Origin of the sequence: Flavobacterium sp. PL12 (genome assembly GCF_039123485.1) — a bacterium.
Classification (GTDB): domain Bacteria; phylum Bacteroidota; class Bacteroidia; order Flavobacteriales; family Flavobacteriaceae; genus Flavobacterium; species Flavobacterium weaverense.
Genome location: NZ_JBANDI010000007.1, coordinates 61,345 through 83,424, shown reverse-complemented (window position 1 = coordinate 83,424; position 22,080 = coordinate 61,345). Strand labels below are relative to the sequence as shown.

At 32.3% G+C, this 22,080-nt stretch carries 18 protein-coding genes; 6 read left to right on the top strand and 12 right to left on the bottom strand.

All coding sequences use genetic code 11. The features are described 5' to 3' along the window. Window positions 1–63: 63 nt before the first annotated feature. Together RCH19_RS05135 and RCH19_RS05130 are read left to right on the top strand one after the other, a co-directional pair. Window positions 64–2,124, top strand: a complete 2,061-nt coding sequence (locus RCH19_RS05135; protein ID WP_343022321.1) for a S9 family peptidase — start codon at window positions 64–66, stop codon at window positions 2,122–2,124. A 70-nt stretch (window positions 2,125–2,194) separates the two neighbouring features. Then, window positions 2,195–3,235 carry a cysteine synthase family protein gene (locus tag RCH19_RS05130; RefSeq protein WP_343022320.1) on the top strand — a complete coding sequence of 347 codons (1,041 nt, stop codon included), beginning with the start codon at window positions 2,195–2,197 and terminating at the stop codon, window positions 3,233–3,235. 111 nt (window positions 3,236–3,346) lie between these two features. Here RCH19_RS05130 and RCH19_RS05125 read toward each other — a convergent pair whose 3' ends face one another. From RCH19_RS05125 to RCH19_RS05080, 10 genes are all read right to left on the bottom strand, one after another. After that, window positions 3,347–5,422: a hypothetical protein gene (locus RCH19_RS05125; protein ID WP_343022319.1), complete on the bottom strand. Its 2,076-nt coding sequence runs from the start codon at window positions 5,420–5,422 to the stop codon at window positions 3,347–3,349. Window positions 5,423–5,834: 412 nt separating this feature from the next. After that, window positions 5,835–6,548, bottom strand: coding sequence for a YebC/PmpR family DNA-binding transcriptional regulator (locus RCH19_RS05120; protein ID WP_343022318.1), 714 nt, complete (start codon window positions 6,546–6,548; stop codon window positions 5,835–5,837). Window positions 6,549–6,736: 188 nt separating this feature from the next. After that, window positions 6,737–8,779, bottom strand: a complete 2,043-nt coding sequence (locus tag RCH19_RS05115; protein WP_343022317.1) for a S41 family peptidase — start codon at window positions 8,777–8,779, stop codon at window positions 6,737–6,739. Window positions 8,780–8,927: 148 nt separating this feature from the next. Next, a complete protein-coding gene (gene gcvT, locus RCH19_RS05110; RefSeq protein WP_343022316.1) occupies window positions 8,928–10,010 on the bottom strand; it encodes a glycine cleavage system aminomethyltransferase GcvT in 1,083 nt (360 codons plus the stop codon). A 334-nt stretch (window positions 10,011–10,344) separates the two neighbouring features. After that, the gene (locus tag RCH19_RS05105) at window positions 10,345–11,376 is read right to left on the bottom strand and encodes a TQO small subunit DoxD (protein WP_343022315.1); all 1,032 of its coding nucleotides are present in this window, start codon (window positions 11,374–11,376) and stop codon (window positions 10,345–10,347) included. 34 nt (window positions 11,377–11,410) lie between these two features. Further along, window positions 11,411–11,803: a hypothetical protein gene (locus RCH19_RS05100; protein ID WP_343022314.1), complete on the bottom strand. Its 393-nt coding sequence runs from the start codon at window positions 11,801–11,803 to the stop codon at window positions 11,411–11,413. A 343-nt stretch (window positions 11,804–12,146) separates the two neighbouring features. Beyond that, the gene (locus RCH19_RS05095) at window positions 12,147–12,677 is read right to left on the bottom strand and encodes an alpha/beta hydrolase (protein ID WP_343022313.1); all 531 of its coding nucleotides are present in this window, start codon (window positions 12,675–12,677) and stop codon (window positions 12,147–12,149) included. A gap of 50 nt (window positions 12,678–12,727) precedes the next feature. Further along, entirely contained in the window at window positions 12,728–13,447 is a 720-nt protein-coding gene (locus tag RCH19_RS05090) for an ATP-binding protein (protein ID WP_343022312.1), read from the bottom strand. 262 nt (window positions 13,448–13,709) lie between these two features. Next, on the bottom strand, window positions 13,710–15,107 hold the full coding sequence (locus RCH19_RS05085) for an alpha/beta fold hydrolase (protein WP_343022311.1): 1,398 nt from the start codon (window positions 15,105–15,107) through the stop codon (window positions 13,710–13,712). A gap of 23 nt (window positions 15,108–15,130) precedes the next feature. After that, window positions 15,131–16,654, bottom strand: coding sequence for a carboxypeptidase (locus RCH19_RS05080; RefSeq protein ID WP_343022310.1), 1,524 nt, complete (start codon window positions 16,652–16,654; stop codon window positions 15,131–15,133). 192 nt (window positions 16,655–16,846) lie between these two features. Here RCH19_RS05080 and RCH19_RS05075 point away from each other — a divergent pair, with 192 nt between their 5' ends. From RCH19_RS05075 to RCH19_RS05065, 3 genes are all read left to right on the top strand, one after another. Continuing rightward, the gene (locus RCH19_RS05075) at window positions 16,847–17,692 is read left to right on the top strand and encodes an NAD(P)H-hydrate dehydratase (protein ID WP_343022309.1); all 846 of its coding nucleotides are present in this window, start codon (window positions 16,847–16,849) and stop codon (window positions 17,690–17,692) included. 84 nt (window positions 17,693–17,776) lie between these two features. Further along, window positions 17,777–18,571 carry a HipA family kinase gene (locus tag RCH19_RS05070; RefSeq protein WP_343022308.1) on the top strand — a complete coding sequence of 265 codons (795 nt, stop codon included), beginning with the start codon at window positions 17,777–17,779 and terminating at the stop codon, window positions 18,569–18,571. Further along, the gene (locus RCH19_RS05065; protein ID WP_343022307.1) at window positions 18,549–18,932 is read left to right on the top strand and encodes a DUF3037 domain-containing protein; all 384 of its coding nucleotides are present in this window, start codon (window positions 18,549–18,551) and stop codon (window positions 18,930–18,932) included. Before RCH19_RS05070 ends, RCH19_RS05065 begins: the two co-directional genes overlap by 23 nt. 6 nt (window positions 18,933–18,938) lie before the next feature. Here the strand turns inward: RCH19_RS05065 and RCH19_RS05060 are convergent, their stop codons facing one another. Further along, on the bottom strand, window positions 18,939–20,129 hold the full coding sequence (locus RCH19_RS05060; protein ID WP_343022306.1) for an NAD(P)-dependent oxidoreductase: 1,191 nt from the start codon (window positions 20,127–20,129) through the stop codon (window positions 18,939–18,941). A gap of 222 nt (window positions 20,130–20,351) precedes the next feature. Beyond that, a complete protein-coding gene (locus RCH19_RS05055; protein WP_343022305.1) occupies window positions 20,352–20,867 on the bottom strand; it encodes a GNAT family N-acetyltransferase in 516 nt (171 codons plus the stop codon). Window positions 20,868–21,149: 282 nt separating this feature from the next. Between RCH19_RS05055 and RCH19_RS05050 the strand changes: the two genes are divergently transcribed. Next, window positions 21,150–22,058 carry an SH3 domain-containing protein gene (locus RCH19_RS05050; protein ID WP_343022304.1) on the top strand — a complete coding sequence of 303 codons (909 nt, stop codon included), beginning with the start codon at window positions 21,150–21,152 and terminating at the stop codon, window positions 22,056–22,058. The last annotated feature ends 22 nt before the right edge of the window (window positions 22,059–22,080 follow it).

The following is a 22,080-nucleotide window of genomic DNA, read 5'->3' as shown; positions in this document are numbered from 1 at the left end:
CTCTTCCTAAGTTGCGTTTGTATTATTTTTGCAGGTTCAATTACAAAAATTAAAGCACAGCAAATGTCAAAAAATATTCCAACTCCGGTCGCTAAAATTATTCCAAAAACATTAGAAAAACATAATAAAAAAAGGTTAGATAATTATTTCTGGTTAAATGATAGAGAGAATCCCGAAGTTATAGATTATTTGAATCAGGAGAATGTTTATTATGAGTCTATGACTGCTAATACTAATAATTTTCAAAAAGAATTGTACGAAGAAATGAAAGCTCGTATTAAGGAAGATGATCAATCGGTTCCTTATTTATATAATGGATATTATTATATCACTCGTTTTGAAACTGGAAAAGGCTATCCTATTTATTCAAGAAAAAAAGGAAGTCTTACTGCTACTGAAGAAATTTTATTCAACTGTAATGAATTAGCTGAAGGACACTCTTACTTTCAATTAGGAGGTTTGAGCGTTAGCGCTGACAATAAATTAGTTAGTTTTGGTTTAGATACTGTAGGAAGACGTATTTATACCATCCAAATAAAAAATCTTGAAACTGGAGAATTATTCGCTGATAAGATTGAGAACGCTTCTGGAAGTTCAGTTTGGGCAAACGATAATCAGACTTTATTTTACACAAAGCAAGACGAAATTACATTAAGATCTGACAAAGTATTTAAACACAAGTTAGATACGGACTCGAATGCTGATGTACTCGTTTTTCATGAAAAAGATGATACGTTTGACGTTTCTGTTGGTAAAGAAAAATCGAGAAAATATATAGTAATTGGCTCTGGAAGTACTTTAACTACTGAATATAGAATATTAAATTCAGATACACCAGATGGAAAATTTGCAATATTTCAAAAAAGAGTTAGAGGATTAGAATATAGTATTTCTCATTTTGGAGATTCGTTTTACATTTTGACAAATAAAGATAAAGCAACTAACTTTAAATTGATGAAGACACCAGAAAGTGCTACTTCTAAAGAAAATTGGACGGAAGTCATTCCTCACAGAGAAGATGTTTTACTTGAAGATATTGAGATTTTTAGTAATTATCTTGTAGTAGAAGAACGATCAAATGGATTGAATCACATTCGCATTATGCCATGGAGTGGAGAAGGAGAGTATTACTTGCCTTTTGGTAGTGAAACTTACAGTGCGGGAACGACAACAAATGTTGATTTTGACACCGACATATTACGTTATAGCTATCAATCTCTTGCTACACCTGCTTCAGTTATTGACTTTAATATGAAGACTAAGGAGAAGGAAATCAAGAAAGAACAACAAGTTCTGGGCGAAAAATTTGATAAAAATAATTATGTTGAAGAGCGTGTTTGGGCTACCGCAACGGATGGCACTAAAGTTCCAATTTCAATGGTGTACAAGAAAGGATTGAAGAAAGATGGGAAAAATCCTTTACTTCTCTATTCTTACGGTTCTTATGGAGTTACAATGGATCCTTATTTTTCATCAACTCGATTGTCAATTCTAGATAGAGGATTTGTGTTTGCGATTGCGCACATTAGAGGTGGAGAAGATTTAGGTAGACAATGGTATGAAGATGGTAAATTACTTAAAAAGAAAAATACATTTACAGATTATATTGATTGTTCTAAATTTCTAATTGAACAAAAGTATACCTCACCAAAACATTTATACGCAGAAGGTGGTTCAGCAGGTGGACTTTTAATGGGAGCGGTAATAAATATGGCACCTGAATTGTACAAAGGCGTGATTGCCCAAGTTCCTTTTGTTGATGTAATGAGCACGATGTTAGATGACACTATTCCGCTTACAACAGGAGAATATGATGAATGGGGAAATCCTAATGTCAAAAAATATTATGATTACATGATGTCGTATTCACCTTATGACAACATAAAAGCGCAAAGTTATCCTAATATGTATGTTTCTACTGGTTTACATGATTCACAAGTGCAATATTGGGAGCCCGCAAAATGGGTTGCCAAGTTGAGAACATATAAAACTAGCGACACTGTTTTGTATTTAAATACAAATATGGATGCGGGTCATGGTGGAGCTTCAGGACGTTTTGAAGCATTAAAAGAATTAGCGAAAGAGTTTGCCTTTTTATTAGATTTAGAAGGAATTAAAAAGTAATTAGTTTTTTTTTTGTTAAATTTGTAACATTCGTGTTTGCAATTATATTGTCTACGACTAACTATTTTTTATGAAAAAAGAGATAAACGCTTACAACAATGTGTTAGAGTTAATAGGGAATACTCCCCTTATTAAGCTAAATAAAGTTACTGAAGAGTTGAAGGGTAATTTCTATGCAAAGGTGGAAGCTTTCAATCCTGGACATTCGTCCAAAGATAGAATTGCATTGTACATAATTGAAGAAGCTGAAAAAAGAGGAATTTTATCTCCCGGCGATACGATAATTGAAACAACATCTGGAAATACTGGTTTTAGCTTAGCGATGGTTAGTATTATAAAAGGATACAATTGTATTCTTGCTGTTAGTTCTAAATCATCAAAGGATAAAATAGATATGCTTCGTAGCTTAGGGGCCAAAGTGTATGTTTGTCCAGCGCACGTATCGGCTGATGATGAACGTTCCTATTACAATGTTGCAAAACGTTTACACGAAGAAACAAAAGGTTCAGTATATATTAATCAATATTTCAATCAGTTAAATATTGATGCGCATTACAAATCTACAGGCCCAGAAATTTGGAAGCAAACGAACGGACAAATAACACATCTTGTAGCTTGTAGCGGTACTGGTGGAACTATTTCAGGAACAGCAAAATACTTAAAACAACAAAATCCAAATATTAGAGTTCTTGGAGTTGATGCTTTTGGTTCAGTGTTAAAAAAATATCATGAAACAAAAGAATTCGATAGCAATGAGATTTATCCCTATAGAATAGAAGGTTTAGGTAAAAATTTAATTCCGGATGCAACAGATTTTGATGTTATCGATATCTTCATGAAAGTCACTGATGAAGAAAGTGCGCACGCGGCAAGAGAAATAACGAAAAAAGAAGGATTATTTGTGGGTTACACTTCTGGAGCTGTATTACAAGCAATAAAACAATATGCCGAGCAAGGCGAATTTGATGAAGACAGTAATGTAATTGCGATTTTTCCAGATCACGGTTCGAGATACATGAGTAAAGTATTTAGCGACGATTGGATGAATGAGCAAGGTTTCTTTGATAGCATTAATCAAGAGGAAGTTCAAAAAATAGAATTTATAAAATAACTGAGGTTAGAGTAGTATAGTTTTTAATCAAGAATGTCCCCAAATAGTTTGACTTTTTGGGGACATTTTTAATTATTTATTACAATGCAATTTTAAAAAGCGTAACAATTTTTACTTATCTAGTAATTCAGGAGTATTAATTATTAATTCGATCTTTTTAATAATAATCGTAATTTGATTCATTTGTAATTCTATGTTTCTGAAAAACAGACTGATATCTCTGTTTACCCAACTTTCAGAAATAACTCTAGCACCCAAACTAATTCTCAAAACAGCGCTTTCTATATCGTTGCTATATTTTACATTAACAGCCTGTCCGATATGGCATTTTTGCGCAGCAAGACGAATTATTTCTATAGATGAGTCTTTAAAGTGATCTGATAAATCAGAATTCAATAAAGTGTACAATTTTTTTACTTTATCAACAGTTAGGGCGTTGTTATCCTTTACTATGAAGAAAGGAAAAATAGTGCGGATGTTTCTAATTCCAAATTCTTTACTAGAGTATGTTTTAGATTTAGTTTCGTCGCTATAAATTGGTTCTAAAAATCCAGCGTCTTTTACTGAAGCTTCAATAAAGTTACAGAACATCTCAATACCCATATTTCGATATAAAATAGGTGTTTTGTAATATCGATCCATTTCAACGATGGCAGCATTCCAGCGCATGTATGAACCATAGTTATAGCCATCCGATAACTCATTCGAACACGACCATGAAATAGGCCAATCAGAGTGATTGAAGTATTGTGTTAATCCTTTTGGTAACTTAGATTTTGCGGAGCGAATTAATTTATTTACATTTTTAGGTAAAATTAAAGCGCCAGAATACGGTGGGCCAGTAAAGTATTTACTTCCTGTAATCGTAACAATATATCCTTTACTGAGATAATTTTGTATGTCTTTTGGATCTAATCTAAGTTGGGAGCCGTCAACAATAACTTGCAGTGATAATTTTTTAAGAGTTTTAAGTTTTTGAACAAACCCATCGCTCGGTGATTGATAGCCCAGTTTTGATTGATCCATTGTATGCAACACTACATGTCTGCCTAATTCATTAGTTTTAGAAATAGCATTAAAAACTTCTTCATCTAATTGGGCGGGAGATTTTAATGCACCATTTTCATCTCTAAAAGGAACTTTAATAAGGTCAACATCTCTAAAACCCTCGATTCTATCACCATTTTTAATTGGGAAATTTAATGCCGTAGTATTCTCAAAATGACATCCTTTCAATGCCGAAGCTACGCCACTTCCAGTTTCGTCTGAAGCTACTAGAATATGTGTGATCTTTTTTTCAGAAATAATTTGAGTTAGTGCTGCAATTTGAAGCGAAGAGTCTGTGCCTGATGGTGAAAAGATTATTTCGCAATCATCACTTAATTTAAATATTTTTCGAAGATTATTTTTTAGTAATTCAGCAAATTCTGTGGTTGTTTTTTTGAAACCGTTCTTTAAACTGTTATTTATTAAAATACTTCTAACTTTATCTGTTTTATCGAAAGCAAAATTAGAGACACTTGATGCAGTCGATGAAGCGAAAGTAAAAGCATCTGGTCTAGGAAAAGGACGGCAACCGTATTTGTTTAACAGTTCAATTTCGTCAATATTCAATCTAAGATCACCACCAGCCATTAATAAATATTCTGTTGGTTTTGCAAGATTTTCGATTATGGGTTTCCAAGAATCTTTACATTCATTATCTGAAGTTTTTAATCCATGAAAAACTTGTAATCCTTCGTGTTGCAAGCCGCATTCTTCAGGTATGTCGGCTTCATTTTTAATTAAATTAATTAATAGATAATCAAGATTTTTTAATTTTTCCTTATCATCTTTAGGTAATAATTTATAAAATATCCGAGTTACTTCAAGTGCTGCGATATCACACAAAACAGTATCTTTTTTATCGCTAGGCAAAGCCTTATACCACAACTGCCATTCGATACCGTATCTTAAGTAAACCAAAGCTAAAACGGGCTGGCTTAAAAATGCCGAACCGATTATAATCGCTTTGTTAGGTATGATTTTAAAGACATTGGGCTCAGTGGTTGAGGCAATTATATTTATGTTATTTATTTTCGGTACAGTATTAAATCTTTTTAAAACGCGAACTAAATAGTTGACATTTTCCTTTTCAAATAAACTACTTCTATTGTATTGATTTTCAATAAGAATGTTGTTTGTCATAGGTGGTATATTTTAAAACGTTCTTCAGAACGAAGTTTTTTAATTAGTAATTAATACGTATCAAATAAATAGTTTCTTCATTTTACGCTTAAATTCTTTTTAGTTATCGTTAGAACTATTCAATTATAAATCAATTAAAACGCTTTGCTTTATAAAGGACTATTCTTTTTATAAGGTAATTATCAAATTTAAAGTAAATTTTTTTAAATGCGTCTTATTGCTAAATAGTAGCTGTTTTGTTTTGCAATATAAAACAATATTTTATTGATTATCTATTTTTACTTTAGTTGAAGTTACAAAACAGGCTCAAAATTGATAATTAAAAAGTCCCTTTTACATAAGCAAAAAGGACTTTTTTGTTCCGTTTAAAAATGATAATTATTGATTTTCTATCGCTATTTCGAAAAGTAAATTAATTCTCTTCCATAGTATGATAGACGTTCATTACGTCATCATCTTCCTCTAATTTTTCAATTAGTTTTTCTACGTCAGCAACTTCGGCTTCTGTCAGTTTTTTAGTGATTTGAGGAATTCTTTCAAATCCAGATGAAAGAATTTCAAGTCCTCTATGTTCTAATTCTTTTTGTATTGTTCCAAAACTATTAAAGGGAGCATAAATTAAAATTCCATCCTCGTCTTCAAAAACTTCTTCAGCACCAAAATCAATTAATTCTAATTCAAGCTCTTCAGGATCCATGCCGTTTGCAGGAATTCTAAAGTTACAAGTGTGGTCAAACATAAATTCAACTGAACCTTGAGTTCCCATAGTTCCGTTACATTTGTTAAAATAACTTCTAACGTTAGCAACAGTACGGTTATTATTATCAGTAGCTGTTTCAACTAGAAGTGCAATTCCATAAGGTGCATAACCTTCAAATAAAACCTCTTTATAATTTGCTGTATCTTTATCAGTTGCTTTTTTGATGGCACGCTCTACATTCTCTTTTGGCATGTTTGCAGCCTTCGAGTTTTGTATTACTGCTCTTAAACGTGAATTTGCTTCAGGATTTGGTCCACCTTCCTTAACAGCCATCACAATATCTTTACCAATTCTGGTGAATGCTTTAGCCATTGCTGACCAACGTTTCATTTTTCTACCTTTTCTAAATTCAAAAGCTCTTCCCATTGCTGTTTATTATTTTGTAGTGCAAAAATACATTTATTAGTTATTTTTTCAATTATTTTTAAGGTAGAATTTTTTTAATCTGTAATTAAATTGGCTTGTGTAATGGATTTTAGATGCTGTATTTTAAATTTACCTGATTTAGAACTTTAGACCTACTAAATAAAGATATTTGTAATCTTGATAAAACATTATTTATTCAAGTTATTATAGTCATTTATGATTGCTATAGCTTCCTTCAAATAGGGACTAGTTTGGATATTTTTGATTTTATAAGCGTTAATATCTTGAAGATAGGTATCATTTTTTAATCGCTCTGTATCTTCTACTGTGTTAGAAATTTTAAAATCGCTTCTAGTTTCTACTATTTTCTTTACCGTTCCCCATAAAGCATCTATTTCATGGACATCTTCAAAAACATCCTCAAAAATTAGTCGGGTAGGTTTTTTTGATGTGTTGTAAATTTCGTTTATATTTTCGTTCGCTAGAATAATTTCGTTAAGAATAGGGTTTAAATTCACTCGCAAATTGCTTCTTTTAATTACTTCTTGAAAATTAGTACGAGGAAAGGGATTAATAGCAATTTTTGCAGCAATTCTTTCATTTTTAAACGCCGTTTTAAAGCTAGATTCTCTGGCTGTTATGCTGTCAAATAAAACAGGAAGAATAACATCTGGAATTATCCCTTTAGCTTGATGACTTTCTCCGTTGCTTTTGTAGAATTTCTCAACAGTAACTTTCACGTAATCTTTTTGATTTTTTTCATCTAAAGCTATTATAGACTGCATCGTTGCTTTTCCAAGTGACGTACTTCCAATTAATATTCCTCTATTATAATCTTGAATCGCAAATGCAAATAGTTCGCTAGCAGAAGCAGAGTTGCCATTTAGCAATAAGACAATAGGACCTTTGTATGTCTTTTCCTCACTACAAACTTCTAATATAATATGATCATTTTGGTTGTTAACTAAAATAGACAAGGGTCCATTTTCTATAAAAATTCCAGCTAATTTAATGGCTTCTTCAATAGAACCACCTCCATTATTTTGAAGGTCTAGCACTAGTCCTTTTACATTCTCTTTTTGAAGTTTTATGATTTCTTTAGCCACATCATTGGCACAACCTTGAATAGCATCTTGGTCAAAATTAGAATAAAAACTAGGGATATTAATATAGCCCACTTTTGTTTCGTTCTCCGCAATAAAACTATACACTGCGTTACTCGTTGCTTTCATTAGTTGTTTTTGGACAGCAACGTTTATAATAGATCCGCTTTTTTTCTGAATGGTCAATTCTATGACAGCATTCGAGTCTGAAAACAACATTTCTCCTATTTTGTCAATTGTCGAACAAGAAACTGCGTATTCTGTTCCATTTTTATTAGAAACTTTCAGAACTACATCGTCTTTGTCAAATTTATTTGTTTTTTCTGCTGGTCCGCCAGGTTCAATTTCGACGATACTTATTTCTTCACTTTCATTAAGCCTAAAAATGAGACCTAATGATAATGTGCTAGTTGATAAGCCGGACATGAAGCTTGATTTAGCTTCTAATGAGAAGTAATTTGTGTGTGGATCAAAATAAGTACAAAAAAGATTTAGAAAGGTATTTTTAAGATCTTTTTCGATTTGATTGTCAGATTCTAATACACTGTTGACTTGGCATAAAGTGGAATCAAAAATTTTAGCTTTAATAGTTTTTTCTAGTGCATTAAAATTTTGAGTCAATGAATCTAAATTGCTGCTTACTTTAGAAATGTCTTCAAGAATATTATACTTTAATCTTTTTTTCCATACGCGCTCTAAGTCATTTTTGACTAAATCAAATGGAAAATTTTTCTTTGAAAACCGAATAGAATCGTTTGTGGTATAATTAAAAGTATCGTTTTGAATCTTCTCTAAAACCTTCTTTTTTCTTATGAGCGCAGTTTTATAAATGGAGAAAAACTCATTCATAAACGAACAATTATTTTTTAAAATATAATCGTCTAATTTAAGTCGGTGCTTTCTAAGCCTTAAATATTCTTTTTTAGTAAAGATGTTTCGATTAAAGTCAAGCGCATCCATAAAATTATCAAAAACATAAACCGACAAGCTATCATTAACAACTTTGGGTTGGAAATGTTCTTGTTGCAGCATCACATTTATTTTTGAAGCTATTTCGCAAGTATTTTCATCACTTTGGCCAAATAATGAAAAAGAAGTCAATAAAAGCGCGAGTAAAGTTTTCGTCATTAGCTACAAAAGGGATTGAATATCAGCACTTGAAAATTCAAGATTTTATTTATAAAAATTCAACCACAAATATAACACTTAATTTGTGGCTGAATTTTAATATTATCTACACCTTTTTTCTGCAATATCTTTCGCAAGCTAGTCTAGATTATTTCTTGTAAAAAGGTAATTTTACTACTTTAGCAGGAACATCATTTTTACGGATTCTGATAAATATATCGCTATCAACAGCGCTATTTGCAACAGTTACATAACCTAAACCAATCCCTTTGTTCATAGATGGTGACATGGTTCCGGAAGTCACAATTCCTATTACAGCTCCAGTTCCATCAACGATCTCGTAGTCATGTCTTGGCACTGCACGTTCTTGCATTTCAAAAGCAACAATTTTTCTAGTAACTCCAGCTTCTTTTTGTTTTTTCAAGTTCTCAGAATTCGTAAATTCTTTATTGAATTTAGTAATCCAACCTAAACCTGATTCTAATGGAGAAGTAGTGTCGCTAATATCATTACCATATAAGCAAAAACCCATTTCAAGACGTAAAGTATCACGAGCAGCAAGTCCAATTGGTTTAATACCAAAAGCAGCACCAGCCTCAAAAACCTTATTCCATATTTGCTCTACTTCATTATTTTTACAATATATCTCAAATCCACCTGAACCGGTATAACCCGTTGCAGATATGATTACATTATCAACTCCCGCAAAATCAGCTACTTCAAAATGATAGTTAGGAATTGTAGCTAAATCTATTGAAGTCAATGATTGCATAGCTTCAACAGCTTTTGGTCCTTGTATTGCCAGCAAAGAATATTCTGCAGAAAGATTTTTCATTTCAGCACCTAAATCATTAAGAGCCGAAATCCATTCCCAGTCTTTCTCAATATTAGAAGCATTTACAACTAATAAATATTCTTCTTCCTTCATTTTATAGATAATTAAATCATCTACAATTCCGCCATCGTGGTTTGGCAAACAAGAATATTGCGCTTTTCCTATTGTTAAAGTTGAGGCATCATTGGAACAAACTTTTTGGATTAATGTTAACGCATTTGGTCCTGAGATTAGGAATTCACCCATGTGAGAAACGTCAAAAACACCAACTGCGTTGCGTACTGTCTCGTGTTCAGCGTTGATTCCTTCGTATGTTATAGGCATATTATATCCCGCAAATGGAAGCATTTTCGCTCCTAAACCTTCGTGTATATGGGTAAGCGCAGTATTTTTCATTGTGTACTTGTATAAATTTTTAAGTCGCTAATTTATTGCTTTTTTATGGAGTAGCAAAGGAGTTTGAGACTGAAATTGAAAGTTTCAATCGATTTCTTAAAACTACTATTTCCAATTAATTATATTGTTTTTTGGAGCTATTTCCAGCTATCCATTGCAAGTCCTCGTTTCGCCAAAAAATGGCTCAACTGTGGGCTTTTCATTTCTATCTGGGCTAGGGAATTTCTGCTTTATTACAGCTTTATTTTCAATTAGTTGCTTTTTTTAAATTAAAGAAATAATGCTTCACTAAACCTTCTGTGGGTTTAATGAAGCACTAAAGATCTGTTGTTTTTTAATTCTTTATTTCTAAAGTATCATTCCAAGTGGCTCCACTGATATCTGTTAATATAATTTTATAAATTCCACTTGATAAATTTGCTAGCTTTTGATCCTTGATTTGCAATGTAGCTTTAGCACCTAAAGGAATTATCATACTATGAACGCCACTTTTAATCTTAGCGACGTAATTATTTTTAATATTTTCTTTAGGGAAGTTTGCTAGTGCATTTTGGTTTAGTTCTAGAACTGCATTTTCATTAGCATCGATAAGTGTGATGCCAATTAAAAATGAACCATAAACATCGGCACCTTCGACTCTAAATAATTGAAAAGAAAGAATATCTTGTTTGATTGTTGAATTAGTAACTTCGACTTTAGGTTTGACAGACATATTATGTAATGTTCCATAAACTCCACCATGAAAATATTGGTTTGTAATTAAGGTCAAGGCCAAAATTGCTAGTGCACCACCAAACACTATTTTATGCAATGAATTCAATTGAATAGGTAAAATTCCGGAACCTAACCAATTGTATATTTTATACTGCGTGATTTTGTAATTTCTTGTTTGCAGGAAATAATCTAATGAATATTTTCCACTACCAGATAAGAATAGTGTAAAGCCAGAAGCAACACCTAAAACTCCAATTTGCCATTCATCTAAGCATGTAGTTCCAAGCCATCCGGAGCCTAGTAAGATTCCCATTGCTAAACTAAAAACGCCAATACTCATAAGGCGAGTGAACAGTCCTAACATCAAAAGTAGACCTACAATTCCTTCAATTATAGTGAAAGCAGCCATTGCCCACCATAATGCATCAGGATTGCTAACGAGATATTCGATCATTGGTTTTATACCTAAAGCATTCGGTAAAAAGTGATTAAATTTTTCTCCAATGTAACCTGCAGTTTCTGGATCTAATTTGTTTTCTAAAATTAAGCGGCGCCAGAATGCGGAAAAGTAAGTCCATCCTACAACAAGACGTATAGTCAAAGTGAAAAGTCCAGCCATATGATAGGACTGCAATAATTCTTTATTTTGCATTTTTTAAATATTTTATAATAATAGATAATTTGATTTAAGCGAAGTTTATTTTGCTTAAATTAAAGATTTTTAATCTTTTATATAAAATATAGTAGGGAGGAATCCAGCTAGATTCTTTGCTTGAAGGAATGTATTCCTTAATTTCTGAATCGTAAAAGAGAGCTACAGAAATAGATGCAACTGACGGGATTTTTTTAAGGATATTATTCTTGACTTCTTGAGTTTCCCTTTTTTCGGAAGTATTCTCTATTATAGAACAATAGTTAGAAAAGTTATTTGCAGTCTTTATAGGATTTAGCGGTTTAGTTGTAGCGATTTCTAAAGAAGATTCTACATTGTTTCGCATTGAACAAGGTGCTATTAACAACAAAAATGCCATTACAAGAATGACAAATGATTTTATTGGATTAACAACTTCTCTATTCATTTTAACTTTTTTCAAAAATATAATTGTGGACTTTCTTGGTTTGATTCGTGAATTTTCAAAAGTATCAAATAGGACAATGGATCGCAAGGAAGTAATCAAATTTTAAGAATTCATTACCAATTGAAGTATTTGTTCTTACTTCTATATTTATTTCAAGAAATCAAAAGTTTACATTCTGCTAGTTTATAGTTTTTGAATTAACACTTGTCAATTAGTACATCAATACTCAATTTCTACTCCTCTTAAATGTTCTTAAATTTTAATAAATTCACATTAACTGACCAATCTTTTCATAAAATTGACTTTTAAACTTATATGCCTTACATGGTAAAAAAAATGCTATTTAGATCATAATAACTAAAATTTTCTTGCAAATTCTTTCGGCAATTTCTTTACTCGTGTAACATTCATGATCTTCATTGAGAAATAATTTCACGTCTTGATTCATTTTTTGAACCCACATATTATCTGGTCTATAACTATCTTTCTCGCCATAAAATAATTTTACTTTTGTTAACGGCTTTTCTGTTTCGTAGCGCAACCTTGTAGACGATACCGCAATTAAGTTGTCAATTTTAAGACCAGATAATCCTGCTTTCCATGCAATAGTTCCGCCAATACTAAATCCTAAAACGGAGACGTTTTCTTTCTCTTTTAGAATTAAATTTGCAACTGCTTTTTCAATTCCGCCATTGATAAACTGATTATGTAAACTTTCTGAAGTATAACTAATATTATTAACAGCCCCCAACTCACAACTGTCATAATACTTTAATTCAAAATGATGCTCCAAAATGGAGGTGTAATGAATGATCCATTCTGATTTTTCTCTACCCCATAAATCAGATATCAGTAAAAGTTTTTGTTTTGACATAATTTATGGTGTTAATACTGAATTATAATCTCAGATAAATACTTCGAGATTTATAATGCTATTTTCTCTGCATTTTCTAATTTCTCAATCAGCGCAGATTTAATTATTGTGAACGCATAATCTTTTGCCTCAGCGAATGAAACATCATACTTGCGCTCAATATTTTGTAATTCAGCAGGAAAGGAGGTAAGTATCTTGTTGTAATAATCGTCTAAAATTTCTTTTGAAGGCATTTCAAAATTGATTCGCAATTGAAATCTTCGCATTAAAGCAATATCAATAATTTCGGGATGATTAGTAGCACAGATTAGTAGTGCATTTTTTGGAAAATAATCAATTAGTTGGATAATAGTATTCACTAAACGTCTCATTTCGCCAACGTCCTTATCGTCATTTCCTCTAGCTTTTCCTATCTGGTCAAACTCGTCTAAGAACAAAACTGCATTATCTCTTCCGGCTTTGTCAAAAACTTGTTTGATATTTTGTGAAGTCTCACCAATTCTGGAACAAACTACATTACTTAAGTTTAATGTCAAAATAGGTTTTCCTATTGCATTAGCAATCGCTTTTGCAGTTGTAGTTTTACCGCAACCCGAATTTCCTTGAAGCAAAATTTTATTGTTGACTGGCAAGCCAAATTTAGTCAGTTCGTCAACATATTTGTGTTCCTTGATCAGTTGATGAATACTTTTTTGGTTGTACTGATTTAGAAAAACATCGTCCAATGAAACAATTTCTTTATCATTGATGAGAAGGTTATGTAACTCCATTTTTGTAGTTGTGTATTTTGGCTACGAAATTAAGCAATAATATTATGTAGAACTATATATTTATGTTTTGCGGTTTTTATTTATCTGCGAGATTGATAGATTAATTTCTGACAATTATTCTTTTATCAAAATTTAAAAGATGTCATAAAAAAAGCTAAATCCATGAAGCTTTAGTACTTCTTAGATTTCGCTTAAAATAATTATATTTAATACTCTTTGATTTTTATAATATCTTAAAATATTGCGTTTTAAAACAAATCATTTAGTTAGTTTGTTTTTGTATCCACTTTGTAATTTCGTCTAAAGCAACAGGCGAAAATGTTTGTTCTATTTTATCGTATTCTGTAGGTGATCCTGTGGTACTTTCTTGGAATAAATGGTTCAAATTCGGAAATTCAATTGTAGTCACATTTTTATTAACACCTTTTATCAATGCATTTTTTATTGCCGTTAAGTTTTCTTTTGGCGGAACTTGCAAATCTTTTTCTCCATTGACTGCTAAAACTGGGCATTTTACTTTTTCTAACACTGCTTGTGGGTTATATTTTAGAAAATATTGCATCCATGGACTTGTTATTACACTTACTCGCAAGCTTATATATTGCTCTTTTGTCATTCCTTGCGGAATTTCTTTATCGCTATTATCTTTAATAAGTTCGTTGAGATGATTCCTTAATTCTGACTTTAGTTTTTCATCATTGTTAGATTGCACAACCATTTCAAGAAGCTTTGCGTTACCCTCAACTGATTTTTTTATTTCCATTTCTGGTGCTCCGTTTGCTTTAGCGATTAATTTTTGCTGAAGTAATACTATTTTGTCACCTTGAATTCCAGTTCCAGCTAACAGCACTATAAAGCTAATATCTTTAGATTTTGCAGCTACCATTGGAGCAATTATACCACCTTCACTATGACCCATCAGCCCAATTTTCTTTGGGTTAATTTCTTTTCTAGTTTTTAAATAGGTAACAGCACTTTCGACATCAGTTGCAAAATCTGCGGATGTTGCCGTTTCAAAATTACCAGTGGATTTTCCAAAACCTCTGTCATCATATCGTAGCACTGCAATTCCATTTTTTGTTAAATAATCAGAAATCACTAAAAACGGTTTGTGTCCTAATAATTCTCCATCTCTATTTTGTGCTCCACTACCTGATATCAAAATTACGACTGGATAATTACCATCTTTTTTAGGGAGTGTTAACGTTCCTGCTAAACTAATATTCGCTTTTGCATTTGGAAAAATGACATCTTCTGAATAATAAGAATAAGGTTTTGTTGGTTCCTGAGATCTTTTTATGACTTCTTTTTCGATCTCTTTTCTGGAGAGATTCATTGGAAATTCTTGGCTAGCTTGCTTAAAAGTTCCAACAATTTCATCATTTTTTAACTCTCCATTGTATTCAATCAATGCATTTGAAACTTCAAATTTTATTTTTGAGTTTTCGAATGTAGTTTTGGTTACAGGAATACCTTTTGCGCCTTGATCAGGACTATCCATCGTAGAGCTAAGCACAGTTCCAGATTTGGTTACATTAAAAACGAGTCGAAGTTGCGTTCCTTGAACTTTTAAAATGCCGTACCATTGTCCTGTAACATCTTGAGCAGACATAGTCACTGAAACGAATAAAATAAGTAATATTACTAAAAATTTTTGCATTATAATTTGTGTTTAACCGTGTTTTAATATTTTGCTGATTGGCCTTCTTTAGGTAATGAATTTTTGATAAATTCTCTTATATCTTCATTTGCGGTTTCCAAATCGTTTTTTCTCAAATACATCATGTGTCCACTTCTATATCCTTTCCAACTCATTCTATCTTTTAACTTTCCGCTAGGATCCATTTGCCACATATTATACTTTGCATTAAAATAATCGCAAGCACCATCGTAATAGCCAGACTGTACCATAACGTTCAGATAAGGATTTTGCGCCATTGCTTGGCGTAAATTTTCACCTGTAGCATCATTAGATCTATCCCACGGATTAACTGGACCAAACATATTGTATTTAAAATCAGTTTTATAATTTAAATTATTTCGAAGATATAAATTGATTGCAGGAGTGAATGAATGCAACCAAGAAGTTAACTCAGCATTAAAATCCGGTCGGTCTCCAGCGTCTTTTTTATCAATTCCTTTATAGCGAGAATCTAATCTTCCCACAGTGAATCCCTCATCTCTAAGTAATTCTTTCCAAAAAGAATTTAATGGTATATCTAAATTATTTTGCAGAATTACTTTCTCTGAAATTCCAGAATAGCGTGCGATCTTAGCAGCTATTTCTTTTCTTTTTTGCTCCTCTAGCGAACTTCCTTTACTTAAAGAAGGTAACAGTTCATTCATGGTAAACTCTTCTACTTCTGGAAGCATAGCCGTTAAATCTTTACTTTGTAAATCTGGACTTAGTTTATTATGAAACCAAGCTGTAGCAGCAAAATAAGGTAGTTTAAGAGCCGCTTCTGTCGCAACGCCTCGAGTAATTCCTAAATCTGTAGGAGAAACTAAAATTACTCCGTTAAGATACATCCATTCGCTGTTTTGCAATTCTAACGCAAGTCCAGAAACACGAGTTGTTCCATAACTTTCACCAATTAAATATTTTGGAGAAGCCCAGCGATTCGTACGAGTTACAAATCCGCTAATCCAATCCGCTAAGTATTTAATATCAGCATTGGTTCCAAAAAATTTTGCTTTCGGAATATCTTTACTGGTTGCTCTTGAATAAGCAGTATTCACCGGATTTACAAAAACAATATCAGCAACATCTAATATTGAATATGGATTTTCTTTTATGCTATAAGGTTGCAAAGGATATCCTTCATCATCGATATTTATTAAACTCGGACCTGTATAAGCGATTTGCATCCAAACTGAAGCAGAACCAGGTCCGCCGTTGAAGGAAATTACCAATGGTCGCGAAGCGCGATCTTTAACATTGGAACGCTCGTAATACGTATAAAATAATCCTGCTATAGCTTTGCCTTCTTCGTCCCAAACTGGCATCGTTCCCGTTGTTGCCTTATACGCAATTTTTTGTCCTTTAATAGTAGTGCTGTGCTCAGTAATTACATTTTGGTCGGGGTTGAAAACCAAATTTGAAGCAGAATCAGTTTCTTTATTTACCTCTTTTTTATCCTTTGTTTCTTGCGCATTAGTATGATTGACAAAGCCTGATAATAATAGTATTAGTAAAATTTTTTTCATGAAATAGTTGGTCTAGATTAGTTCATTATTTTTAATAGGATACTAAAGTATTGTTTTTAAAAATAATAACAAAAAAGAACAGAAATCTAATTCATAAATTGTAATCATTTAGATTGTTCTATGAAGAATAAATAAGTGTTGTAGCAACTTGTTTTAATTTATAATATGTATTTTTAGAGAAATAATGAAAAGATGATAGCTATTACAATTGATAAAGCAGAAGTTTCTAAAATATACAAATCAATTGATAAGTACACGCACAAAGGTATTCAAGGTCATGCATTGTTAATTGGCGGTAGCTATGGAAAAATAGGATCGATCTGTTTATCTTCGAAAGCTGCTTTAAAAACGGGTTGCGGCTTAGTTACTGCATTTATTCCCAAATGTGGTTATGACATTGTACAAATTTCCATTCCGGAAGTGATGGTTTTAACAGATGAAAAAGAGGAATTTATTTCGAATATAAATTTTGAAATTATTCCACAAGCAATAGGAATCGGACCAGGAATAGGGCAGGAACTACCAACTCAAAAAGCCTTTTACGAATTTCTAAAAACTAATAAAACTTCATTAGTGATTGATGCTGATGCTCTAAATATTATGTCACTAAACAAATTATGGCTGAAATTACTGCAGCCAAAAACGATTCTTACTCCTCATCCAAAAGAGTTAGAAAGACTCATTGGAAAATGGAGTTCTGATAATGAAAAAATGGAAAAAGTAATTGCTTTTTCTAAAGAATATGATTTGGTAATAGTAATGAAAGGAGCTCCAACTCATATTATTGATGGCGAAATAGTTTATGAAAACAGTACAGGAAATGCGGCTTTAGCTACAGCGGGAAGTGGTGATGTTTTAACTGGAATGATTACGAGTTTACTGGCACAATCATACGAACCTATTAACGCTGCGATTTTTGGAGTTTATCTTCATGGTTTGACAGCTGATATCGCATTACCAGTCACTGGTTATCAATCATTTATTGCTTCAGATATCATTGAGAACATTGGTAAAGCCTATCTCACATTAGAAAATTAATTTAAAGGACAAGAACTGCCATAAAAATAACAGTAGTTATTTGTAAGTTTGCAAAACCGGTAAAAACGCTATTAAAGGTAGAATATGGAAAATAAACCCCATCTAAGAAACGTAAATGTTACTCGATATATAATTCCTCTGCGAGAAGGCGGCTCTTTACCTGCTTTGGCAGAAGCCGATGACGATTTTAAATATGTTTTAAAATTTAAAGGAGCAGGCCACGGTGTAAAAGCGTTAATTGCCGAATTAATAGGTGGAGAAATAGCCCGAGTTTTAAAACTAAAAATGCCAGAACTCGTTTTTGCAAATCTTGATGAAGCTTTTGGACGAACAGAAGCTGATGAGGAAATTCAAGATCTTTTACAAGGAAGTCAAGGGCTTAATTTAGCGATGCATTATTTATCGGGAGCTATAAATTATGATCCTGTTGTAACAGTTGTCGATGCAAAATTAGCTTCGCAAATAGTCTGGCTAGATGCTTATATTACAAATGTAGATCGAACTTTTAGAAATACAAATATGTTAATGTGGCATAAAGAATTATGGCTTATCGATCATGGTGCTTGTTTGTATTTTCACCATTCTTGGAACAATTGGGAAAAACATGCTATCAGTCCTTTTACTTTAATAAAAGATCACGTATTGCTACCGCAAGCCTCTGTTTTAAATAAAGTTGATTTAGCGTTTAAAACTATTTTATCTCCGGCTGTGCTACAATCTATTGTTGACTTGATTCCTGAAGAATGGTTGATTTGGGAAGATAGTGAAGAAACTCCTGAAGCGCTTCGTAAAGTCTATCTTCAGTTTTTGTTAATCCGATTGAATCATTCTGAAATTTTTATAAACGAAGCTCAAAATGCAAGAAAAACACTTATATGAGTACGCGGTAATCCGTGTTGTGCCAAGGGTAGAGCGCGAAGAATTCCTCAACGTAGGTATTATGGTTTTTTGTAAAAGAGCTAAATTTGTTAAAATGCTTTTTGCAGTTGATGAAGCTAAAATGCAATTATTCGCAAGCGATTTAGATTTGGAGCAACTGCAGCTAAACTTAGAATCATTTCAAAAAATTGCGCATGGAGCTAAAAACGGCGGACCTATTGCTCAATTTGAGCTTTCAGAACGATTTCGTTGGCTTACAGCTTTACGAAGTTCTGCGATTCAAACATCAAGACCACATTCTGGTTTTAGCAGTAATTTAGACGAAACAGCGGAACGTTTATTTGAGGAAATGGTATTATAAATGATTTTATCGATTTCGGTTCAAATGCTTTGCAAGTTGTGCGCCCATACTATAACAAGATTGCAGTAAATATCCGCCAGTAGGAGCATCCCAATCGAGCATTTCTCCAACGCAAAAGTGATTTTTGATTTTATTTAATTCGAAATTTTTGTCAACTTCGGTTAACGAAATACCGCCCGTTGTTGATATAGCCTCATCGATAGGAGAGCTGCCAATAATCTCGATAGCCAAGTTCTTAATATTCTTTGCTAATAAATCAGGATTTAAATACGTTTCTTTTGAAAGATATTTTTTTAAAAGTCCAATTTGCGCAGTAGTTAATTTTAATTCTTTTTGCAGTGATTCACTAGTCTTTTTAAAAGTAGAATTTCTAATTTTAAACGATATTTCTTCCTGATTTAATGTAGGTTTTAGATCTAAGTAAATAGTGGCTTTATTATCTTTTCTAAGTTCTTCCCGAATTTGTGGACTCAACGCATAAATAGCATTTCCTTCTAAACCAAAACGAGTGATTACAGCTTCCCCTTTTTGCTTTTTATTCAAACAACTAACTGCTATGTTTTTAAGCGGAGTTCCTTCATGCTCATTAATAAAATCATGCGGCCAATCGACTTGGAAGGCACAATTTGAAGCTTGGAACGGAACTATCACAATATCTTTCAAATTGAAAAAATCAATCCATAATCCATCAGATCCTGTTACTTTCCAACTCGAACCACCCAAAGCAAAAATCGCGTAATCTGATTTAATTTCGATATTCTCATTGAAAATAAGAGCTTCATCCTCTCCCCAACTTGTCCAATTATGATTGTTTTTAATAACTACGCCGTTTTTTTCAAGAATCATTAAAATAGCGTTCAAAACGGAAATGGGTTTTATACCTTTTACGGGATATACTCTTTTACTACTTCCAATGTAAGTTGGAATACCAATGCTTCCCATCCATTCTCTTAAATTTTGATTATCAAAATTTCGTAATGATTCTTCAAGAAAATTAGGTGGTGTGTAGCGATTGATAAGTTCATCGATTGGTTCAGAATGTGTCAGATTAAATCCTCCTTTTCCGGCTACTAGAAATTTTCTACCAAGTGTTTTGTTTTTTTCGTAGATCGTAACTTTAAATTTTTCACAATCAAGTAAAGCAGCGAGAATAAGTGCTGTTGATCCTCCTCCAATAATTGAAACTGATTTTTTCACAGTGCAAAAGTAATATTTAAAAGAAGTAAAAGTACTATCAAGAAGTAAAGTAGCAAGTGCGTTTTATCTTGGGCATCACCGAAAAGTAGAAAATAATATTTATAATCTCATTTCAATGCTGCTTTGCAATCGGACTCTTTGTTAGATCTCTACTTTTTGGATAAAAAAACAAACCATGCCTTCGCTATCTAATCAGCAATCTATCACGAAATAAAATCTAAGTTAATTTTTAAAAATTTCTTTTTCTAGTACGATAAATTCTAATGGAGTATCTGAGATAGGAATGTGAACATCACTTGCAGGAAAAGGTTCTCGCAATCCCGTATCTTTATAACCATTGCGTTTATACCACGAAATAAGCTCCTCTCGAACTGAAATTACGGTCATTATGATTTTTGGTAAATCTAATTCAGCAGCGTAAATTTCTGCTTGTTGCAACATTTTTTTTCCAACACCGCTATTTTGTAATTCTGGAGAAACTGTCAGCATTCCTAAATAGATTTGCTTTTCTTTTTTAACCAATAGTACACAACCTATAATCGTATTATTTTCGGTAAATTTCAAAATTTTATTTTGTGGATGCGCGATAATTTCTGTTAGTTCTTGTTCAGTCGTTCTAAGTCCTTCCAAAAGGTTTGCTTCAGTTGTCCATCCTTTTTTTGAAGACTCTCCGCGATACGCTGAATTTATTAAATTGTTTAATTCTAAAGCGTCTTCTAGAACTGCAGTTGTGATCATTTGAATTAGGAATTTGGGTCAATAAGTCTCCAAAGATAAAAAAAGAATGCATAATTTAGCACCCATTAATCTCAGCTTTATCGTGAAATTTTCTACTAATTAAAAAAATATCCGAATTACAGATTAATAAATAAAAAGGAACATTTAAAGAAACTCTGTAAAAATCAAGATGTTCCAATACGGAATTTGTTTTTTTTGTAAAAAACTCCTCTTCTTGTGAGTCATTCTTGCTTGTTTTTAGTACTTTGGCTTTAAATAACTTCGATGTTAAATTAGATTATTATGAAATATAGAGTAGCAACTTCGTCATTAAATCTTACCGATTTTCCTCCGACGATGGATAATTCTACCATTTTAGCAAATATCCCTTACAGACATACTGTTAAATTAATTGACAACACGCATGCAGATTGGTGGAAAGTGAAGCTTTTAAATACGGATAAAGAAGGTTTTGTTTGTTCGAAAGATTTAGAACTTCTCGACGAAACGCTACACAAAGGTTCTGATATTGAAATTCCTAATTTCGAAGCAAGTCCCAGATCAAGTTTGGATAGTAAGGAAGAAACTTATAAGCCTATTGGCAATCCAGATATTCCTTTCAGAGACTTAACAAGTGTAGAATCTAAAAAGACTTCGATCAAAAAAATTATCGATGCTTTAGACGTTGAAAAAAGTTTTAGATACGAGAAAGATGAAGCAGACACTTATTGCAATGTTTACACATTCGACTTTTGTTTTTTTGCAAGAGTTTATATTCCAAGATTAAGATGGACAGATAAGGCAATCGAAGAATTAGAAAAGGGTAATGAAGTGCAGCTTATTTTTAATGAAACGGTAAGACCTTTCTACTCCAATTATCTTTATGACTGGTTTTTAGAATCATCTAAAGATTTTGGTTGGGAACAAATGTCAGATGTAGATGAATTACAGAAGAAAGTAAATGAAAATGGTGGAGTGGGAGTCATAGCCGCTAGACGTTTTATAATGCATAAGTCAGGTCATGTAGTAGTTGTAGTTCCTGAAACAGAAACAGAAAAAGCATTTAGAGTTGATGGAAAGGTGATTTATCCTTTACAGTCTCAAGCGGGATATGATAACTATAATTATTTCTCGGAAGTTAGAAAAGACTGGTGGGCGAATCCTGATCCCGAAAAAGGATATTCATCAGCGATTTTTTACTATCACGAATAAGAAATAGCGTAATATAAAAAAA